Source organism: Wolbachia endosymbiont of Cantharis cryptica, from assembly GCF_964277405.1.
In the GTDB taxonomy this organism is placed as follows: Bacteria; Pseudomonadota; Alphaproteobacteria; order Rickettsiales; family Anaplasmataceae; genus Wolbachia.
The window spans coordinates 883,148-900,414 of record NZ_OZ195521.1 but is presented as its reverse complement, the minus strand read 5'-3'; the positions used below and the strand labels follow the sequence as shown (position 1 = coordinate 900,414).

Here is a 17,267-nt window from a genome sequence, read left to right as displayed (position 1 = left end):
TCCAAACATAGTAAAATGTTGCTTATTTTATAGAAATTCGGTCTTCAATAATACGATGATATCGTCAAAAACTAATGAGAATTTTTGGCTGTATGGAAAGCACACCTGCATGTCAGCACTAAAGAACAAAAATAGGAAATGTATAGAACTGTTAGTAACAGAAAACTCCTATAGAGAATATGAAAAAGAAATTAGGCAATACATAGACAGTAAGGGTATTAAAGTTCAGCTAGTAGAAAATAAAATACTTAATGACGTTTTATCTAAAAGTGCTAACCATCAAGGAATTGCTTTAAATGTTGCTCCTATTCTTCATAACTTAAGCATCGAAGAAATAGCTGAAAGCTCAAACGACAGCTCTACTATAGTCATTTTAGATCAAGTCACTGATACGTACAATATTGGATCAATCTTAAGAACTTCAGCTTGTTTTAATGTCGATGCATTGGTTTTACCACATAACCACTCACCGAGCGAAAATGCATCTATTGCTAAAGCAGCAAGTGGAGCATTAGATATTGTCCCGCTAATATACATTACAAATATAGTAAAAACTATGGAGCATTTGAAGAAGGTCGGCTACTGGTGTTATGGGTTTGATTGCAATGCTAAAGAGAATATAAATGAAATAAAGAACTTTGGGAAAAAAATAGTGATCATTTTTGGTTCTGAAGAGAAAGGGATACGAAGACTAGTTAAAGAAAACTGTGATTACCTTTTAAAAATTCCAATGTCAAACGCAATCGACAGCTTAAATGTTTCGAACGCAGCAGCAATAGGGCTATATTCTGTCTACATTAAAACAAAAATAACTACACATTAAGAAAATGATTTTATGCTTGATAAAAATGTAGTTTTGTATTATAATGCATTATTAGGGGATAAAAGGAGTTATATTTATGTCTTACATGAGAAATGAACAGGATATCCGCTCTCAGGGCGTTTATTATAGCGCTGGGCTCAGAAGTTACTTAATTAAAGTATATAATTACATGGCTTTAGCTTTGGGCGTTACAGGGCTTGTCGCGTTCCTAACGGTATTTTCCGGTCTTTATCAAGTAATTCATTCTAATCCCGTCTTATTAATCGTGGTAATGCTATCTCCTTTTGTATTGGTGTTATACATGCAGTATAGAATTCAGCACCTAAGTGCTCAGTCCGCCATTGCTATGTTTTTTATGTTTTCAGTGTTAATGGGGCTTTTCTTATCTTATATTTTTGTACGTTACACTGCAGAAAATATAACAAGAGCGTTCTTCATTACATCAATTATGTTCAGCTCTATGGCTTTGTATGGCAATACTACAAAAAAAGATCTGACCAGCATGGGTTCTTTCTTGATTATGGGAGCCTGTGGGTTAATTATTGCATTTATAGTAAATTTATTCCTTAGAAGTAGTCCACTCTATTTCGCAATATCATTCATATCAGTAATAGTATTTACTCTAATGACTGCATGTGATGCTCAAAGAATTAAAGACGTTTATTATAGGTATAATGACGGTTCAGAAGTTGCTACTACTAAATTGGCAATACTCGGTGCAACTGATCTTTATTTTAATTTTATTATTATGTTTAAACATTTACTCCGGTTACTTAGCAATAGAGATTAGATGTTCCCCTTTTTAAGGAAGGGCAATAAGCATTCTATAACTTTCTTTTTAGTATCTTTAGTGATATTGATGCTATGCCTTGCATATGCATCGGTGCCTCTATATAGCATTTTTTGTAAAGCTACTGGGTATGGTGGCACACCGAGAAAAGTAACCAAAGCAGCAACAAACATAACTAACCAAAAAATTAGAGTCCACTTCAATGCTGACGTAATGCCAGACTTACCTTGGGAATTTAACTCAGAAACTAATTATATTGATACAAACGTAGGAGAACAAAGCTTAGCTTTTTATTACGCAAAGAATTTATCTGATCAACCTTCGTTTGGAATGGCAGTATATAATGTTACACCCTTTCAAGCAGGTAAGTATTTTAATAAAATTGCATGTTTTTGCTTTGAAGAACAAATGTTGCTGCCGAAGCAAAAAGCAGCTATGCCCGTATCCTTTTACATAGACTCTGAGATAATGCTTGATGATAGTACAAAAGATTTAAGTGAAATAACACTATCATATACGTTTTTTAAGCTTAAATAATAATTAAATTACTATACAATATGCTTAATATATCAACAAAGTTTGATCGTGAGCCTGTTGCTACTAAAAAAAGCTACAAATCTTATATTTCCAAACGTGTGCGTAAGTTGTGAATGTATAATTGATAAAAATTATGATCTGTGTAGTGAATGCAACAAAAAAATCAACTTTTTAACCAAACATTACTGCAATGTTTGCGGTGCAGTAATCTCAGACAATATTTATACGTGCGGTAAGTGCATTACTAATCCTCCACCATTTGAAGTATTAAGATCAGTTTTTGCTTATGATCAACACAGTAGAAACATGATTATAAATTTTAAATTTTTTGATAATTTAAATTATGTTAAAACTTATGCAAAGTGGATGTACCAAGCCAACCATGATATGTTCCAGAATGCAGAGGTCATAATTCCCATACCATTACATAAAATGCGCCTATTTAAACGTAAATATAATCAAGCAGCATTGCTCGCGAAGGAATTAAGTAAGTTATCTAATCTGCTTTATACGTCATTTGCAATAAAACGTCTTCGTCATACCACGCCTCAAGCTGGTCTTTCACTTAAACAACGTGAAAAAAATTTAAAGAAGGCTTTTAAAATAAGCAATAGAGAAATTATCAAAAATAAAATTGTGATATTAGTTGATGATGTGGTAACAACTGGAGCAACCGTAAGATCCTGCTCTCAAGAAATTTTAAATTCTGGTGCAAGGGAAGTGAGAGTACTCTCACTTGCAAGAACAGTGAATGCTCTTGCATAACTTGATTTCTGAAGGCAATTTTGTCGTCAAAGCTTGTCTGCGCTCCTCAAATACATTCGAGTATTCTGTGGTGCACTTTTCCTAAAAATTTCTCATCACAAACAGGTTCTGCAAGAGGTCTATTGTGAAAATCAATACGTTAAGGCATTTTCAACAACCTCAATATCACTGAACTCAAAAGTTTGGTTTCCTATAATTTGGAATTTCTCATTTCCCTTTCCTGCAACCAGCAAAATTATACCCTCGTTATAGGCAATATCTATACCTTTCTCTATAGCTTCTTTTCTATCTTCTATCTCCAGTGCACCAGGGGAATGTAGTAAAATATCACGACGAATTTTTGCTGGATCTTCATCACGCGGATTGTCATCTGTGACTATAACTTTTTCTGCATACATTTGTGCTATTCTACCCATTTCTGCACGTTTTGTCTGATCACGATTCCCACCACATCCAAAAACTAAAACTATTTTCTTGTTGAAGTGCCATTTTAAAGACAACAGAGCCTGTTTAAGTGCGTTTGGAGTGTGCGCGTAATCCACAAATGCAAAAGGTTTCACTTTTTCCATTCTTCCTGGTGGAGAAACGAGTTTATCTATACACATCTCCTGATAATCCACCCCAGATATACCAATTGCACACAACAAATTATACGCTTGAAATTGCCCCAGAACTGGAAAAAATATGTTATAAATTTCACCACCAATTTTAATTGTAAGGTGTTGACCATTGGGAGTGGGTATCTGCTTTAATAAAGTAATGTCAGAGCCTTTTTTGCCATAGGTTATAACTTTGTTGCCACGTTTTTCAGCTATCTTGAACAATGCGTAGTACTCATTTATATCCGCATTTAAAATTGCTGTTTTTCCTTCTGGTAGTACCTCGTAAAACAACCTTTTCTTAGTTTCAAAATATTCATTGATGTTCTTATGATAATCCAAATGATCTTGCGAGAAATTAGTAAAAGCTGCAGCAGTTAGCCTTAATCCATGGATTCTGTATTGGTCAATCCCATGGCTTGAAGCCTCCAATGCTAAGTGCTCCACGTTTTTATTATTGATATCACGCAACGTGGAATAAAGGTCATCTGCACCTGGAGTGGTAAGTCTATTGTTATTATCTTCCCTTTCACTATTGATACATATCCCAAGTGTTCCAATAGATGCTGCATTATAGCCAGCGTTTTGCCAGATCTGGCGGCAAAACTCTACCACTGAAGTTTTGCCATTCGTGCCTGTTACAGCAGCAACATATTTTGGCTGCTTGAATTGATAAAACCTGCTGACTATTTCGCTGTATATTTCTTGAGGGTTCGGGTGAAAGATATAGATTCCAGCGTCACGCCCTGCAAAATTTGCTATTATTGCTGAAGCTTTTATGTCGTTCATGCATTTCTCACCTTCCTCTGACACACAAACGAAAAGATAACCTTCCTTGACTCTCTTGGGATTACACGTAACTCCTTTGATCTCAACATCAAAGTTAACATCAACAATGTTACGCAGTAATTCTCTCAGTTTCACGTTCTACTTCGTCAGTTTTAATGTCCGAACATGGCAGTCTTGCTAGTGCAGTATTTAAATCAGAGATTAAATCTTCAGGATCTTCTAGTCCACAAAATATTCGCACGAAACTTCCACCATAGTCTGAACTCATTACGAATCTTGACATAGATTTACGATCTATTGGTAATATTAAACTATCACACCCTCCCCAAGAAGCACCAATACTAAAAATTTTCATATGATCAACCATACAGCTTAGTTCTTCACATGAATATTCTCTATCTAGTACTATACTGAATGCGCCGCTTGCTCCTTTGAAGTAACTTTTCCATAATTCGTGTTGAGAATGGGAAGGAAGTGCTGGATATAAGACTTTTTTGATTTTTGAATGTTTTTCTAGCCACTTTGCCACTTCCATTGCTGTATTTTGGTGCCTTTTCATACGTGTGTGCAGTGTTCTTAGTCCCCTATGTGCAAGGTAGCAGTCGTGCGATTGAACAGTAACTCCGTAATTCTTGTAGCTCTCATAAAGCAATTTAAAAATTTCACCTTCAGCAATAATGGCTCCCATCAATAAATCTGAGTGACCTGCTAGATATTTTGTCACCGCGTACAGTGCAACATCAATTCCATAATCAAGCGGCTTAAATAACAAAGAAGTGGCCCATGAATTATCGCAAACAGTTACGATTCCGTATTCTTTAGCAATTTTCACTATATGTTCTATATTTGAAATTTCAAACGTTACAGAACCAGGAGTCTCGATCATTATCAATGAAGTATTACTCTGAATTAAACTAGTTATATCCTGTGTTGGATCATAAAAAGTTACTTCTATTCCTCTTTTTGGTAGCTCATTTTCGGCAAATCTCTTAAGCCGGTAATAACTATTATCTTGAATTAAAACATGCGAACCTACTTTACTGAAGGTCAAAATAGCAAAAGTAAGTGCAAACAGTCCAGAAGGATAGATCAATGCTTGCCCCTTACCCTCAACTTCAGCAAGCGCATTTGAAAGATAATGAACGGTGGGAGTACCAACACTACTATAACTATAATCCCTTGCAACATCATCTTTGATCACATCATATATGCTCTCTCCACTTGCTGCATTTAAGTAATCCTTGTAAGTAGGAAATAATATGGTAGAAGAATGATAAACTGGTGGGTTCATAGAACCTTTATAGTCATTAAATTTTCTTCCTGCTTTAACCAACAAAGATTCTTCTTTCACGTTTCTATTATTTATCTTTTAAATCGTATTCGCTTTGCGTATACAAGTGAAGGGAAATTGCATGTATTAGTTCTATCTCACTCTTCAATAGTTCATAAACCAATTTATGCCTTTTGAGGGTATTCATTCCAATAAAACTGTCAGATATTAATATTAGTTTGATATGTGAAGGTAGCGTTGAAGAAAAATAGTGATCTGCATGCTTTACAGACTCATCAACAATGTTAATATCAACCACACTTATTGAATCGCGTATTTTTTCTTCTATCGTTTTAATAATACCCATCCTGTCACCCCAGTGCTTGACATTTGTATCTAGAAAAAAAACTTGTAGATTCCAGCGTCACACGCTGGAATGACAAGAAACCAACTACTTATTTTCTTCTTCATTACCTATGTCTTGATAATCAGAATCTACTACTTTTTCTTCTTTATCATTTGGATTTCCTTCTGATGAAAAGTCATTTTCAGCACTATTTTGTTGGGATGCCTGGTACATTGCTTCTCCAAGCTTCATAGATAATTGAGAAAGATTAGTAACTTTCTGCTGTATTGAATCAGTGTCATCAGTGTTATCAGATTTACTAGCTTCTTTTAACTCATTAACTGCATTTTCAATAGCAGATTTATCTTCTGGTGAAACTTTATCACCATACTCTTTCAGAGACTTTTCTGTAGAATGAACTAAGCTGTCTGCCTGGTTCTTCACTTCAATAAATTTCTTGCGCTTTTCATCCTCTTGTGTTTTTTCTTCAGCTTCTCTCACCATGCGCTTTATTTCATCATCAGATAAACCACCTGAAGACTGAATACGTATTTTTTGCTCTTTTCCAGTAGCTTTATCTTTTGCGGAAACATGCACTATTCCATTTGCATCTATATCGAATGTCACTTCAATCTGAGGAACCCCACGAGGAGCAGGTGGTATTCCTTCCAAGCTAAATTGGCCAAGTAGCTTATTATCAACTGCCAATTTCCTTTCGCCTTGATGCACCTTAATTGTAACAGCCGTTTGGTTATCTTCTGCAGTTGAAAACACCTGAGATTTTTTAGTAGGAATGGTAGTATTACGCTCAATAAGTGGAGTGAACACCCCTCCTAAAGTTTCAATACCAAGAGAAAGTGGAGTCACATCAAGTAATAACACATCTCTTACATCACCTTGAATGATCCCTGCCTGTATTGCAGCTCCAATTGCTACAACTTCATCAGGATTTACTCCTCTATGTGGATCTTTGCCAAAGAATTCTTTAACTTTTTCTATTACTTTTGGCATACGAGTCATGCCACCAACAAGAACCACTTCACCAATTTGATTAGCAGATAAACCAGCATCCTCAAGAGCTTTTTTACAAGGAGTCATAGTCCTTTCGATTAAGTCATTTACTAAGCTTTCAAGTTTTGCCCTAGTTAACCTCATATTTAAGTGTTTAGGACCACTTGCATCCGCTGTAATAAACGGTAGATTGATTTCTGTTTCCATTGTACTTGATAATTCAATTTTCGCTTTTTCAGCAGATTCTTTGATCCTCTGCATAGCCATTGGATCATTTCTCAAATCAATGCCATTACTTTTCTTGAATTCATCTAGTAAATAATTCACTATTGAATTATCAAAGTCTTCACCTCCAAGATGGGTATCACCATTCGTAGCCTTTACTTCAAAGACTCCATCACCTATTTCAAGTACTGAAACATCAAATGTACCACCGCCCAAGTCATATACTACTATCGTGTGTCCATGCTTCTTATCAAGACCATAAGCAAGCGCTGCAGCGGTCGGTTCATTCACTATTCTAAGTACATTTAATCCAGCAATTTTTCCAGCATCTTTTGTTGCTTGACGCTGAGAGTCGTTGAAGTATGCAGGCACTGTTATCACCGCATTTTTTACTTCCTCTCCAAGATAAGCTTCTGCTGCTTTTTTCAGATCTTGCAATATAAATGCACCAATTTGACTAGGAGAGTATTCTTTACCATCAGTTGTTTTAACCCATGCATCGCCATTTTTTGCTGCAAAGATTTCATATGGTACCTGCAGATTTTGCATTTCAGGATCACTATATTTACGTCCTATCAATCTCTTAGTAGCAAAAAAAGTATTACTTGCATTTGTGATTGCCTGCCTATTTGCTGGAGCGCCAACTAATATTTGTTCGTCTGAAGTATATGCGACTTTAGATGAGGTGGTTCTTGTTCCATGGTTGTTTTCTATTACTTTTACATCTTTGCCCTGCAATACCGCAACACAAGAATATGTCGTTCCAAGATCTATACCTATTGCTCTTTCCATAATGAATACTCCCTTATAAATATTACCTGATATAAGGATATATAAGTACAGGACTCATCAATTACAAGTCCCTTTTAGGATTTCTAGTTAGTTATCGGAGCCCAAAAGGGATGAAAGCCACTTAGTTAACCAAAAGCTGCCTTGCAATTTATTTGAATTATCAGCTTTTCCATTGCTGCTACTCTCAATTCTATAACCGGAGTTTTGTAATGGTTTACAATCGTTTAAATTAACGTCATCCCCTCGTTTTAAAATGAACGTATCTACATCCAAATTGTTATCAGCACTAACATTCAATTTAATATTAAACTCTTTTTCAATTGTAGAAACTGTACTGCGTTTGTTATTAAAAATATGTGCTATAACCGCACCATGTGCTAACAAATCAAACGATCTGTTTCGATTTCTATTAGCAATGTGTTGCAAGTCTCTTAATATTGATGCAACAATTACCTCATTTGATTTCACCTTCCCAATTCCTTTACAGTACAAACACTCTTTAGTGTTAATTTCCTGTATGCTTGGTTTAATCCTTTGCCTTGAAAATACCATTAAACCAAAGTCATTTATGTAGCTAAATTGAACTCTAGCCTTATCGTCCTTAAACGCCTGCCTAATAGCAGACTCAACAGCTCTACAATACTGATACCTCAACATATCAATAAAATCGACCACTATTAATCCTGACAAGCCTCTTAAATTCACCTGCCTTGATATTTCAGGTACTGCTTCCATATTGGTTCTGTAAGCTGTTTCTTCTATACTATCTTCCCCTGTCATTTTTCCTGAGTTTACATCTATCGAAACAAACGCCTCAGTTAAAGTTATTATCAAAGACCCACCAGACGGCAATTTTACCCTATTGCTATACAACTCAGAAATCTGATCCTCGACTCCGTAGTAAGTAAAGATCGGAATAAAACCTCTATACAACCTATAACGCAACTTACTACCTTTTAATGCATTCCTAGCATATTGCCTCACTGCTTCAAAAGCTTCTTTTCCAGATACTATAACTTCTACATTATTGCTACAAAAATCACGAACAGATCTCATAATCAGATCTGCTTCATTATAAATTAATGATGGAACATTTACAGAGGAGGCATTTTCTTGAATATCCTGCCATAACGAAGATAAGTAATTGTAATCCTGCTCAATTTCTTTTCTACTTTTCCCCGAACCAACCGTTCTTATTATTAAACCCGACCTTTTTGGCAAGTCTATTGAATTTAGTATATCCTTTAACTGCCTTCTGACATTAGCATCCTCAATCCTGCGAGACACTCCACCTTTGCTCATTGAATTTGGCATGAAAACGCAGTACCTGCCCACTAAAGTTATGTACGTTGTAAACGAAGCTCCTTTATTGCCTCGTTCCTCTTTAGTTAGCTGAACCAATATTTTTTGATTTACCGAAATAACATCTTGTAATTTATATTTTTTATATAAAGATACCTTTCTTGCAAAACCATTGCCGGACTCATTAACATTCTTACTAGCTGTGAAATCTGAAGAGATACTTGCTGATGTATCGTTACCTTCCTCTGCACAATCGCTATTCGAGCAGCTCTCAAAGAAAATTTCCTTTTCCTTTTCTGGAATATTGAAGTAATCTGGAAATATCTCAGAAAAGGGCAAAAAACCTTGCTTATTTTTTCCATATTCAATAAATACGGCTTCCAAGGAAAGCTCTATACGCCTTATATAAGCAATGCACACATCACCTCTTTTAAATTGTTCTTTTCCTTTGAGTTGTTGTTCAAATTCTACAACCTTACCACCAACTAATAAAACAACTCTTACCTCATGAGAGCAGATAGAATCTTCTATTAATAATAACCTTTTACCACTATCTGTCACTTATTTACCGTTTGCCTTTCGCTCTGAAATTAACTTTATGTTACTCAACGTACAGTTGATTGTCAAGAATTTTGCAATCTACATTCTTTAAAGTTACAAAATAATTGACTTTTAGTGCTTCATGTAATAAACTCACACAGAATTTATATTATTATATTAAGTATGGCAAAAAAAAATGCTTCTTTGCTTGTTAAGTTAGTTAGCAGCGCAACTAAGATGACAAGCACTGGTGAAGAAAAATCAACAGGCTATTTTTATGTAAAAAAACGTAATCCAAAAAAACTTACTAAAAAACTAGAGTTTAGAAAGTACGACCCAGTAGTTAGAAAACATGTATTATTTAAAGAAGAAAAATTAAAGTAATTTTTTTATAAGGCAATTTGTTATTATGCAAAATTTACAATTAAGTTATCCCACAATGATAGAGTTAGGTGATACAAAAGATACAAAACTGAAATTAATAAAGATTGTTGCGCAACTAATAAATAAGAGATATAGGACACAGAAAAAAGCAGCAACTGCTCTAAAGATTGATCAACCTAAAGTATCTCAAATTAATAAGTCAAAGATTGAAGGGTTCTCCTTAGAATACTTGCTTAACCTATTAGTTGCATTGGATCAAGACGTCAACATGAGAATAAAGCACAATTCTCAATCTACATAACATACATACAATAACCAATTAAGGCTCCTTACTTGTTTTAATTTGTAGTGTATGTTGCCAGTAGTATTCACAAAAATTTCAACTGCAAGCAATGTAGGATACATTAGTGAATGAACGTTTCTTCCATTTGATTTTGTTCTTGCATAACCTAAAAAAGGCAAAAGAAGCCCCGATTAATATCTATTTTCTGTATTGGCGTTTTTTAAGTCTTAAACGCTGCAATTTAGCGACTTTTAAACTGCAACAGACCCTTAGCTTAAATGCTAAGAAATTTACTAAGCAGAAAAAAGGCAAAAGAAATCCCGTGTTAGATAGTGCTTACTCTCTAATCCTGCAAATTGGCGTACTATACTGTCTTAAACGCTTTATAAGCGCGTTTCAGCTTGTGTAGGTAAAAACCTAGAAGTTTTATTAAAGACATACGGTGCACATAGTGCAAAAAATTAAACAATAGTACGCCAAATACAAGTTTTCTTGTCATTTTAATCCGCTGCAGAGATTGCGAAGTTAAATAAAATAGCTTCACTACCATAATAAGAGGACTGGCGGAGTTTGTCAAGAAATTTCTTCCAACGCGCTGCCAAAAGTTTGTTGTGCAAGGAGGTCTAATTTAAAGACCTTGCTTTGTCAATGTAATAAAACAAAACCTTTTTATTAAGTTCAAAATCTTCTAACGTCTCTCCTTCGCATCTTGCTGTAATGCAGTTTTGTGTGTTTGATACTCTAAGGAGCCACCAACCTTTATTATCGTTATCGGTTACCTTAATACCATCAAGCTCTGAAAATGCAATATTTTGTTGCTCTAGTGTTTTCTTTATTGATTCAATGATTTGAAATTTTTTCTCATCTCTAACTACAATCTTTACTTCATGAGTGATATATAACTTTGGTAAATCCTCAATCACCTGCGATAGGCTTTGGTTTTTCTTAAGTAAAATGTCAACGGCTTTAACAGCAGAATATAGCCCGTCATCAAAACCTAGCTCAGAGAAGAAAAAATGCCCACTTAATTCACCAGCAAACTTTGCTTCTTCTTCCACCATCTTTTTCTTAACTAGTGAGTGTCCAGTAGCGCAGGTAATAACTTGCCCTCCTAACTTGCTAACAAAATCATGCACCTTCATACTCATTTTTACGTTAGCAATAACTTTGCTTTCTGGATATTCCTCCAACACTTCACGTGCAAAAATCATAAATAAATGGTCATTGGAAACAACACTGCCCTTATTATCAATCAAGCGCACCCTATCACTATCACCATCCAGCGCAATGCCAAGATCACATTCATATTCTTTCACAATGTCAATTAATTGAGCGAGATTTTTTTCCTCTATGGGATCTGGATTATGCAGTGGAAATGCTCCATCTATAGAGTTATTGGTTACGATATGCGTATGACCAGGCAAGATCTTTTCAATATACCTTATGATTCCACTTGCTGGGCTATTTCCACAATCCCAGGCTATTTTTAATTTTTGTGTAGCGTGATTCTTTACCGCACTTTTTAATATGCGAATGTACTCACTATATATATTTATGTTAATTAAACTTCCAGTTCTTGTACTGTTTTTAATTGGACTGCTTATAATTTCCTTTGTTTCTTGATCTGAATAAACTTTTTTGCTACTGAAAAATTTAAAGCCATTATATTCGCTGGGGTTATGGGAGGCAGTTATTACAATGCCAAGATCTGCCTGTGTGATTTGCGTTACAGCGTAGAGCATAGGTGAAGAGCATAGCCCCACTCGCATAACATTTGCCCCGGATAAAATTAAGCCCTTAATTAGTTCTTTTTCTATGCTTGGTGAATCTATTCTGCTGTCATAGCCTATACAAACATTAGCTACGGTTTGGCCAAACTTTCTGCCTATCTCATATCCATCGTTGATCTGCAAGTCTTTGCCTACCACACCTCTAATATCGTATTTTCTTATAATAGTATTGTCCATGCTACACTTCTTGAAGTAACTACTATATAACATTGTAAACGAAATACTCAAGTTTCTTCTCTATTTACTCTTGCAATTAATTAATTTTTAAATTAAAAATATTACTATTTTAGTATATTTCTAGAAATATAAAACCATGTCAGGGGAAAAAGAAAGTGTATTTGTAGTCGAGGATCAGAGTTTAGATGTAAATGAAACGGTAAAAAGTGGTGTTTTGAACATTATTGAAACCAGCGACTGGTTCCAGAAAGCTATAAAAAAACTAGAGGAAGAAAAATTAATCTGGTACTTCATTGGCCCTTTACTGCAAGATAAAGACATTAAGGAGCAAATAAACTCAAGATGGAAAACAGATTTCCAAGGATTTGAGCAATCAATAAATGAAACGCATAGAAAATTTGAACCATTTTTGCCGGATCAAAGTTTCTTAGCATATTCAACAAAAGGCAATGAATTCAATATCAGATTTGAAAATGAAGAAAAACCAATAAAAATCAGTGACATTTTAAGGGCCAGCAATAAAGATGAGGTTTATAACATATCTCTAGGAAAAGACAGTCAAGTAACTGCAAGCAGGAAAAACGGCAACGAAAGGCACTATGATTTTGCTGGCTCTGGTTCGTGTGAAATGACTATTAACTGGCAGGCTAATGATTCTAAAGGCAACAGCATAGATTGTAGCATCACTGTGGCAGTGAGTTCTAATGGCATTGAAAGAGTAGTGAATGAGCCAAAATTTGGAGAAATAACCGACCCAGAAGAGGTATTAAAGTTAGTTAAGCAAAATGAAGAAGTTTTTATCAATGGAAAAACTTTGTATCAAGCTTTTACTGACATGGGCAAGAGTGTGAACGATCAGCAAATACCTAAGAAGGAAACATTTACACAAAATCCATTTGCATCACCGCGATTGCTTACACCAAATAGCAGCGGGTATTCTTCTCCTGGCAAACCTTCTTCACGCAGGAGTTCTTTCTCTAGTATTAGTGAGCTTAGTGGTGAAGATGAAATGTTTGAAGGTGGTACATCTAGCGACAAAGAAGCTAATGAACAAGAAGGAGAGGAATTAGAAAATAAAATAAAGGAATTGAAGAAAGAAAACGCGTATCTCAAGAAGCAAAATGCAGAGTTAGAAAGCCGTAATAAAAAAATAGTAGAAGAAGGTGATATGCAAATAAGCAAATTAATTGAGGAAAAGCAAATTTTGGAAGAAAAAGTTAAAGAGTTTGAACACGAATTGAAAAAACGGGAAAAAGAATTAGCTGGAAAGGAGCAAGACATTGAGCAATTAAAACAACAGATAAGCGCATTAGAACAAAGTCAAAGGGATAGGAATGCCAAAATAGTGGAATTGAATAATCAATTGAAAGATATAGAAAGTAAAATTCAGTCAACAAATAGAGCAAATGAAGAACTACAGGAAAAATTGGATCGAAGTGAAGCTGAGTTAAGCGCACTAAAGGAAGAAAATGCAAGGCTGAAGAATGATGTGAAGAAGATGTTAGAAGGTTTAAAGGGTGATCATGAAAAACAGTTAGTAAAACTTTTATCAGAAAAAGAGAAGAAATTGACTGATGCAATAAGTCAATTGAATGAAGAGCGGTTAAATAATCAAGAATTAGCTAGAGAATTAAATCAGCTACGGAAAAAAATAGAGACTTTAGAATTGGCAAGTCAACAATCTAATATAGGTGAAACATCTCTTGCAGATGGGCTGAGTAAAGGAAATACGCAGGAGGAAATAGAAAAGCTTCAACGTCAGCTTAGGAAAAAGGAAGAGATGTTAACACATACGCAAGAGGAGTTGAAGTCTGTCAAAGAGGCTCTAGAGCAATTGCAGAAAATATTGCAGCAGGGGGAAGGTGAGAGAGAGACAGCAGCTACATCAATACAAAACATTATGGATTGGCCTGTTCCAATTCCAGATGATAAACCGGAAGAACAGAAAACTCCGTTAGAACCAACTAAGATAAATACGAAATTATCAAATCCAAACTCAACTTCTGCTAATAATGATCCAGAGAAATCACGGGGTAAAGCTTAATCTGGTATCTCTATGAATCACATACATTGAACTTCTTGCATAACAAACTTTTGGCAGCGCGTTGAGAAACGAAGAAATTCCTTGACAAACCCCGCCAGTCCTCTTATCATGATAACAAGGGTATTTCTGACTCAAAACTTGTTTTTGATCCGCGCGGGTTCAATGACAAAATTCAGTAAAAAACTTAAGGTATTTTTTGGCGGATTACATAAAATTATGGCGGCTGCATGTCTTTTAAATTTTTTCTACATTCAGCCAAATCGCGCTTATACTAAGCGTCAGCACATTATTACAGCGCCAGTTTAAAGTATTATAGGGTCAAAACTCGCACCACGGGGCTTCTTTCGCCTTTTTTTAGGTTAGGCAAGAAGTCTAAGAACCTGTTTAAAATCTTCGCAATAAGAGAGAAACGAAGGAAAGAACGACCATTTGTAGGCTAGTATTGAGTTTTCGCTCACAGTTTTTCCACAATCGCCTGCATTTTTCCAACCAAGCAAAAGACCGCTCAACAACCCATCTTTTTGGCAATACAGCAAAGGTATGTAATTCGCTTCGTTTTATTACCTCAACAGCTGCACCAATAGTTACTTTTATTTGTGTTGCAAAATTTTCTCCTGTATAGCCAGCATCAACGAGTATATTTTTGACTTCAGAGAGGTTTTCTTTAGCATTTCCCACCATTTTTACAGCACTGCTACGATCAGTTGCTTCTGCCGTTGTTATATGAATTGCATGTGGCAAGCCCTGTGTATCAACTGCGATATGACGCTTTATACCTGAAATCTTTTTACCTGCATCATAACCCTTTCTTTCAGCAGTATCTGCGTTTTTAACGCTTTGAGCATCAATTATGCAGAAACTGGTTTTCTCTTTCCGACCATTGTTGATACGGACCTCTCCAACTAATTTTTTTTAAGACTAATTCCAACAAACTTGGTTCTTCTCCATCCTTTTTATTCCACATTTGAAAATAATAATATATGCTCTCCCACCTTGGAAAATCTTTTGGCAACATCCTCCACTGGCAACCACTTTTTAGGACGTATAATACTGTACAAAATACATCATATAAATCAAGTTTTCTTGGTTTTGTTTTCCTCCTGCTACTCTCCAGAATTGGTTTGATTTTTTCAAATTGCTCTCGACTTATATCACTTGGATAACTTTTTCGCATAGATATACCTCATTCTTAATCTACCCCTATTTTACCTTATCCTTTCGAGATTTTAAACAGGTTCTTAGAGACAATAGCGGAAACACACCATTACATGAAGCAGCTCTCTATGGGGAGGCAGAGAGTGTGAAAGCGCTGATAGAAGGCGGAGCAGAAGTAAATGCTAGGAACAGTGGAGGATATACGGCAATACACCGTGCAAGCTTTATGGGTTATGAAAGGACGGTAAGGGAACTAATAAAAGCAGGGGCAAATGTTAATATAGAAGATAATAGAAAAGGAACCCCGTTGCATGAAGCAGCATTTATGAGAGAAATAGGGAACGTGAGAGCAATTATAGAAGCTGGAGGAAATGTAAACGCGAGAAACGATAAAGGATACATCCCATTACACCTAGTATGTATAGGTGGAGAAGGAAAGATAGAAGTAGGAATAATAGAAGAGCTAATAAAAGCAGGGGCAGATGTTAATGCGCTATGTGACAGGGGAATGAGTCCAATGTATCGCGCAAGGAATAATGAGAGGATAACCGAAGTATTAAAGAAATATGGAGGAAAAGTGATAAATAAATCGAAAGAGTTAGAAAAAATAAAGGATATATCGAAGCAAACAGTTGGTGTGATAATAGACTTCTTTCAAAATTGGCAAACAAGGGAAAAGAAGTATAAAATCAGATATTTTAAGGTATGAGATATAAAGAAATAGAAAAGTTGGAAGGAAAGAAATTTAGGCGCTTAACAGGGGAAAAAAAGGGAACATTTAAGCGAATGGTGGAAATTTTGGATGAGGAGGATAAAAGAAAAAAAGCTAGAAGTGGAAGAAAAAGCAAACTTTGCGTAGAAGATAGGTTGCTTATGGCATTAGAATATATGAGGGAATATCGAACGTATTTCCACATTGGTCAAAGTTATGGCATGAGTGAAAGTAACTGTTTCAAAATAATAAGATGGGTAGAAGACACGCTAATAAAACATCCAGATTTTTCATTACCGGGAAAAAAAGAGCTATTAAAGGGTAATGTAGAATATGAAGTTTTGGTAATAGATGGAACTGAAACACCAGTAGAGAGGCCAAAAAAAAGCAAAAATGCTTCTACTCTGGAAAGAAAAAAAGGCATACTATAAAAACGCAAGTAGTAGCAGAGAAGAAGAGTAAAAAAGTAATATGTACATCTTTCTCGAAAGGTAGGAAACACGATTTTCGGATATTTAGGGAATCAAAGGTAGCAATATTGCCGGAAACTAAAATCTTAGCTGATGCCGGCTACAGAGGAATGCAAAAAATACATAAAAATGTTGTATTACCTCACAGGAAAACGAAAAAGAATCCGTTAAGCAAAGAACAAAAAAAAGAGAACAGAACACTTATGAGCCAAAGGGCAATTGTTGAAAACGTAATTGGCTTATTAAAAAGGTTTAAAATCATTTCCGATAGATATAGAAACCGACGAAAACGTTTTGGTTTAAGATTTAATTTGATTGCTGCTATCCACAATTTTGAGCTCCTTACGTGAATTTTGAAAGAAGTCTAATGAATTTAAAGTGGAAAAAAGGTTAGAGAAAAAGAAAGCATTTGATGCGGTGAGCAGATGAAGGCATCTTCTTTAGATGTTTGCAGCCTTTTCTA

At 35.3% G+C, this 17,267-nt stretch carries 16 protein-coding genes; 9 read left to right on the top strand and 7 right to left on the bottom strand.

Annotation, left to right across the window (positions count from 1 at the left end; translation table 11 throughout):
- Positions 1 to 55: 55 nt before the first annotated feature.
- From rlmB to ACICP6_RS04395, 4 genes are all read left to right on the top strand, one after another.
- Positions 56 to 823 (top strand): 23S rRNA (guanosine(2251)-2'-O)-methyltransferase RlmB, encoded by a 768-nt coding sequence (rlmB, locus tag ACICP6_RS04410; RefSeq protein ID WP_395462762.1) that lies wholly within the window; start codon positions 56 to 58, stop codon positions 821 to 823.
- 76 nt (positions 824 to 899) lie between these two features.
- On the top strand, positions 900 to 1,613 hold the full coding sequence (locus ACICP6_RS04405) for a Bax inhibitor-1/YccA family protein (RefSeq protein WP_395462761.1): 714 nt from the start codon (positions 900 to 902) through the stop codon (positions 1,611 to 1,613).
- On the top strand, positions 1,614 to 2,150 hold the full coding sequence (locus tag ACICP6_RS04400; protein ID WP_395462760.1) for a cytochrome c oxidase assembly protein: 537 nt from the start codon (positions 1,614 to 1,616) through the stop codon (positions 2,148 to 2,150).
- 48 nt (positions 2,151 to 2,198) lie between these two features.
- Positions 2,199 to 2,915 (top strand): double zinc ribbon domain-containing protein, encoded by a 717-nt coding sequence (locus ACICP6_RS04395; protein WP_395462759.1) that lies wholly within the window; start codon positions 2,199 to 2,201, stop codon positions 2,913 to 2,915.
- Between the two features lie 131 nt (positions 2,916 to 3,046).
- Here ACICP6_RS04395 and ACICP6_RS04390 read toward each other — a convergent pair whose 3' ends face one another.
- The 5 genes from ACICP6_RS04390 to ACICP6_RS04370 form a co-directional block, all read right to left on the bottom strand.
- Positions 3,047 to 4,438 (bottom strand): Mur ligase family protein, encoded by a 1,392-nt coding sequence (locus ACICP6_RS04390; protein WP_395462758.1) that lies wholly within the window; start codon positions 4,436 to 4,438, stop codon positions 3,047 to 3,049.
- Positions 4,413 to 5,654, bottom strand: a complete 1,242-nt coding sequence (gene metC, locus ACICP6_RS04385) for a cystathionine beta-lyase (protein WP_395462757.1) — start codon at positions 5,652 to 5,654, stop codon at positions 4,413 to 4,415. Before metC ends, ACICP6_RS04390 begins: the two co-directional genes overlap by 26 nt.
- A gap of 7 nt (positions 5,655 to 5,661) precedes the next feature.
- Positions 5,662 to 5,940: a BolA family protein gene (locus tag ACICP6_RS04380; protein WP_395462756.1), complete on the bottom strand. Its 279-nt coding sequence runs from the start codon at positions 5,938 to 5,940 to the stop codon at positions 5,662 to 5,664.
- Positions 5,941 to 6,024: 84 nt separating this feature from the next.
- Complete coding sequence (dnaK, locus tag ACICP6_RS04375) at positions 6,025 to 7,947, bottom strand: molecular chaperone DnaK (protein WP_395462755.1); 1,923 nt, start codon at positions 7,945 to 7,947, stop codon at positions 6,025 to 6,027.
- 87 nt (positions 7,948 to 8,034) lie between these two features.
- Entirely contained in the window at positions 8,035 to 9,810 is a 1,776-nt protein-coding gene (locus ACICP6_RS04370) for an Rne/Rng family ribonuclease (protein ID WP_395462754.1), read from the bottom strand.
- Between the two features lie 162 nt (positions 9,811 to 9,972).
- Here ACICP6_RS04370 and rpmG point away from each other — a divergent pair, with 162 nt between their 5' ends.
- Positions 9,973 to 10,173, top strand: coding sequence for a 50S ribosomal protein L33 (gene rpmG, locus ACICP6_RS04365; protein ID WP_395462753.1), 201 nt, complete (start codon positions 9,973 to 9,975; stop codon positions 10,171 to 10,173).
- A 25-nt stretch (positions 10,174 to 10,198) separates the two neighbouring features.
- Positions 10,199 to 10,474: a helix-turn-helix domain-containing protein gene (locus tag ACICP6_RS04360; protein ID WP_395462752.1), complete on the top strand. Its 276-nt coding sequence runs from the start codon at positions 10,199 to 10,201 to the stop codon at positions 10,472 to 10,474.
- A 605-nt stretch (positions 10,475 to 11,079) separates the two neighbouring features.
- Here ACICP6_RS04360 and ACICP6_RS04355 read toward each other — a convergent pair.
- The gene (locus ACICP6_RS04355) at positions 11,080 to 12,423 is read right to left on the bottom strand and encodes a phosphomannomutase/phosphoglucomutase (protein WP_395462751.1); all 1,344 of its coding nucleotides are present in this window, start codon (positions 12,421 to 12,423) and stop codon (positions 11,080 to 11,082) included.
- Positions 12,424 to 12,559: 136 nt separating this feature from the next.
- Here ACICP6_RS04355 and ACICP6_RS04350 point away from each other — a divergent pair, with 136 nt between their 5' ends.
- The gene (locus ACICP6_RS04350) at positions 12,560 to 14,467 is read left to right on the top strand and encodes a hypothetical protein (RefSeq protein WP_395462750.1); all 1,908 of its coding nucleotides are present in this window, start codon (positions 12,560 to 12,562) and stop codon (positions 14,465 to 14,467) included.
- 384 nt (positions 14,468 to 14,851) lie between these two features.
- On the opposite strand, the gene ACICP6_RS04345 is transcribed toward ACICP6_RS04350, so the two are convergent.
- Positions 14,852 to 15,641, bottom strand: a protein-coding gene (locus tag ACICP6_RS04345; RefSeq protein ID WP_395462624.1) for an IS5 family transposase whose coding sequence is annotated in 2 segments (ribosomal slippage) — positions 14,852 to 15,379 and positions 15,381 to 15,641 — 789 coding nt in all. Because the reading frame shifts where the segments join, the coding sequence is not laid out codon by codon here.
- Here ACICP6_RS04345 and ACICP6_RS04340 point away from each other — a divergent pair.
- Both ACICP6_RS04340 and ACICP6_RS04335 read left to right on the top strand, forming a co-directional pair.
- Complete coding sequence (locus ACICP6_RS04340; RefSeq protein ID WP_395462749.1) at positions 15,603 to 16,331, top strand: ankyrin repeat domain-containing protein; 729 nt, start codon at positions 15,603 to 15,605, stop codon at positions 16,329 to 16,331. The genes ACICP6_RS04345 and ACICP6_RS04340 overlap by 39 nt on opposite strands.
- A protein-coding gene (locus tag ACICP6_RS04335; protein ID WP_395462622.1) for an IS5 family transposase occupies positions 16,328 to 17,154 on the top strand; the annotation gives its coding sequence in 2 pieces (ribosomal slippage) (positions 16,328 to 16,715 and positions 16,715 to 17,154; 828 coding nt in all). The genes ACICP6_RS04340 and ACICP6_RS04335 overlap by 4 nt, the downstream gene beginning before the upstream one ends.
- Positions 17,155 to 17,267 lie beyond the last annotated feature (113 nt).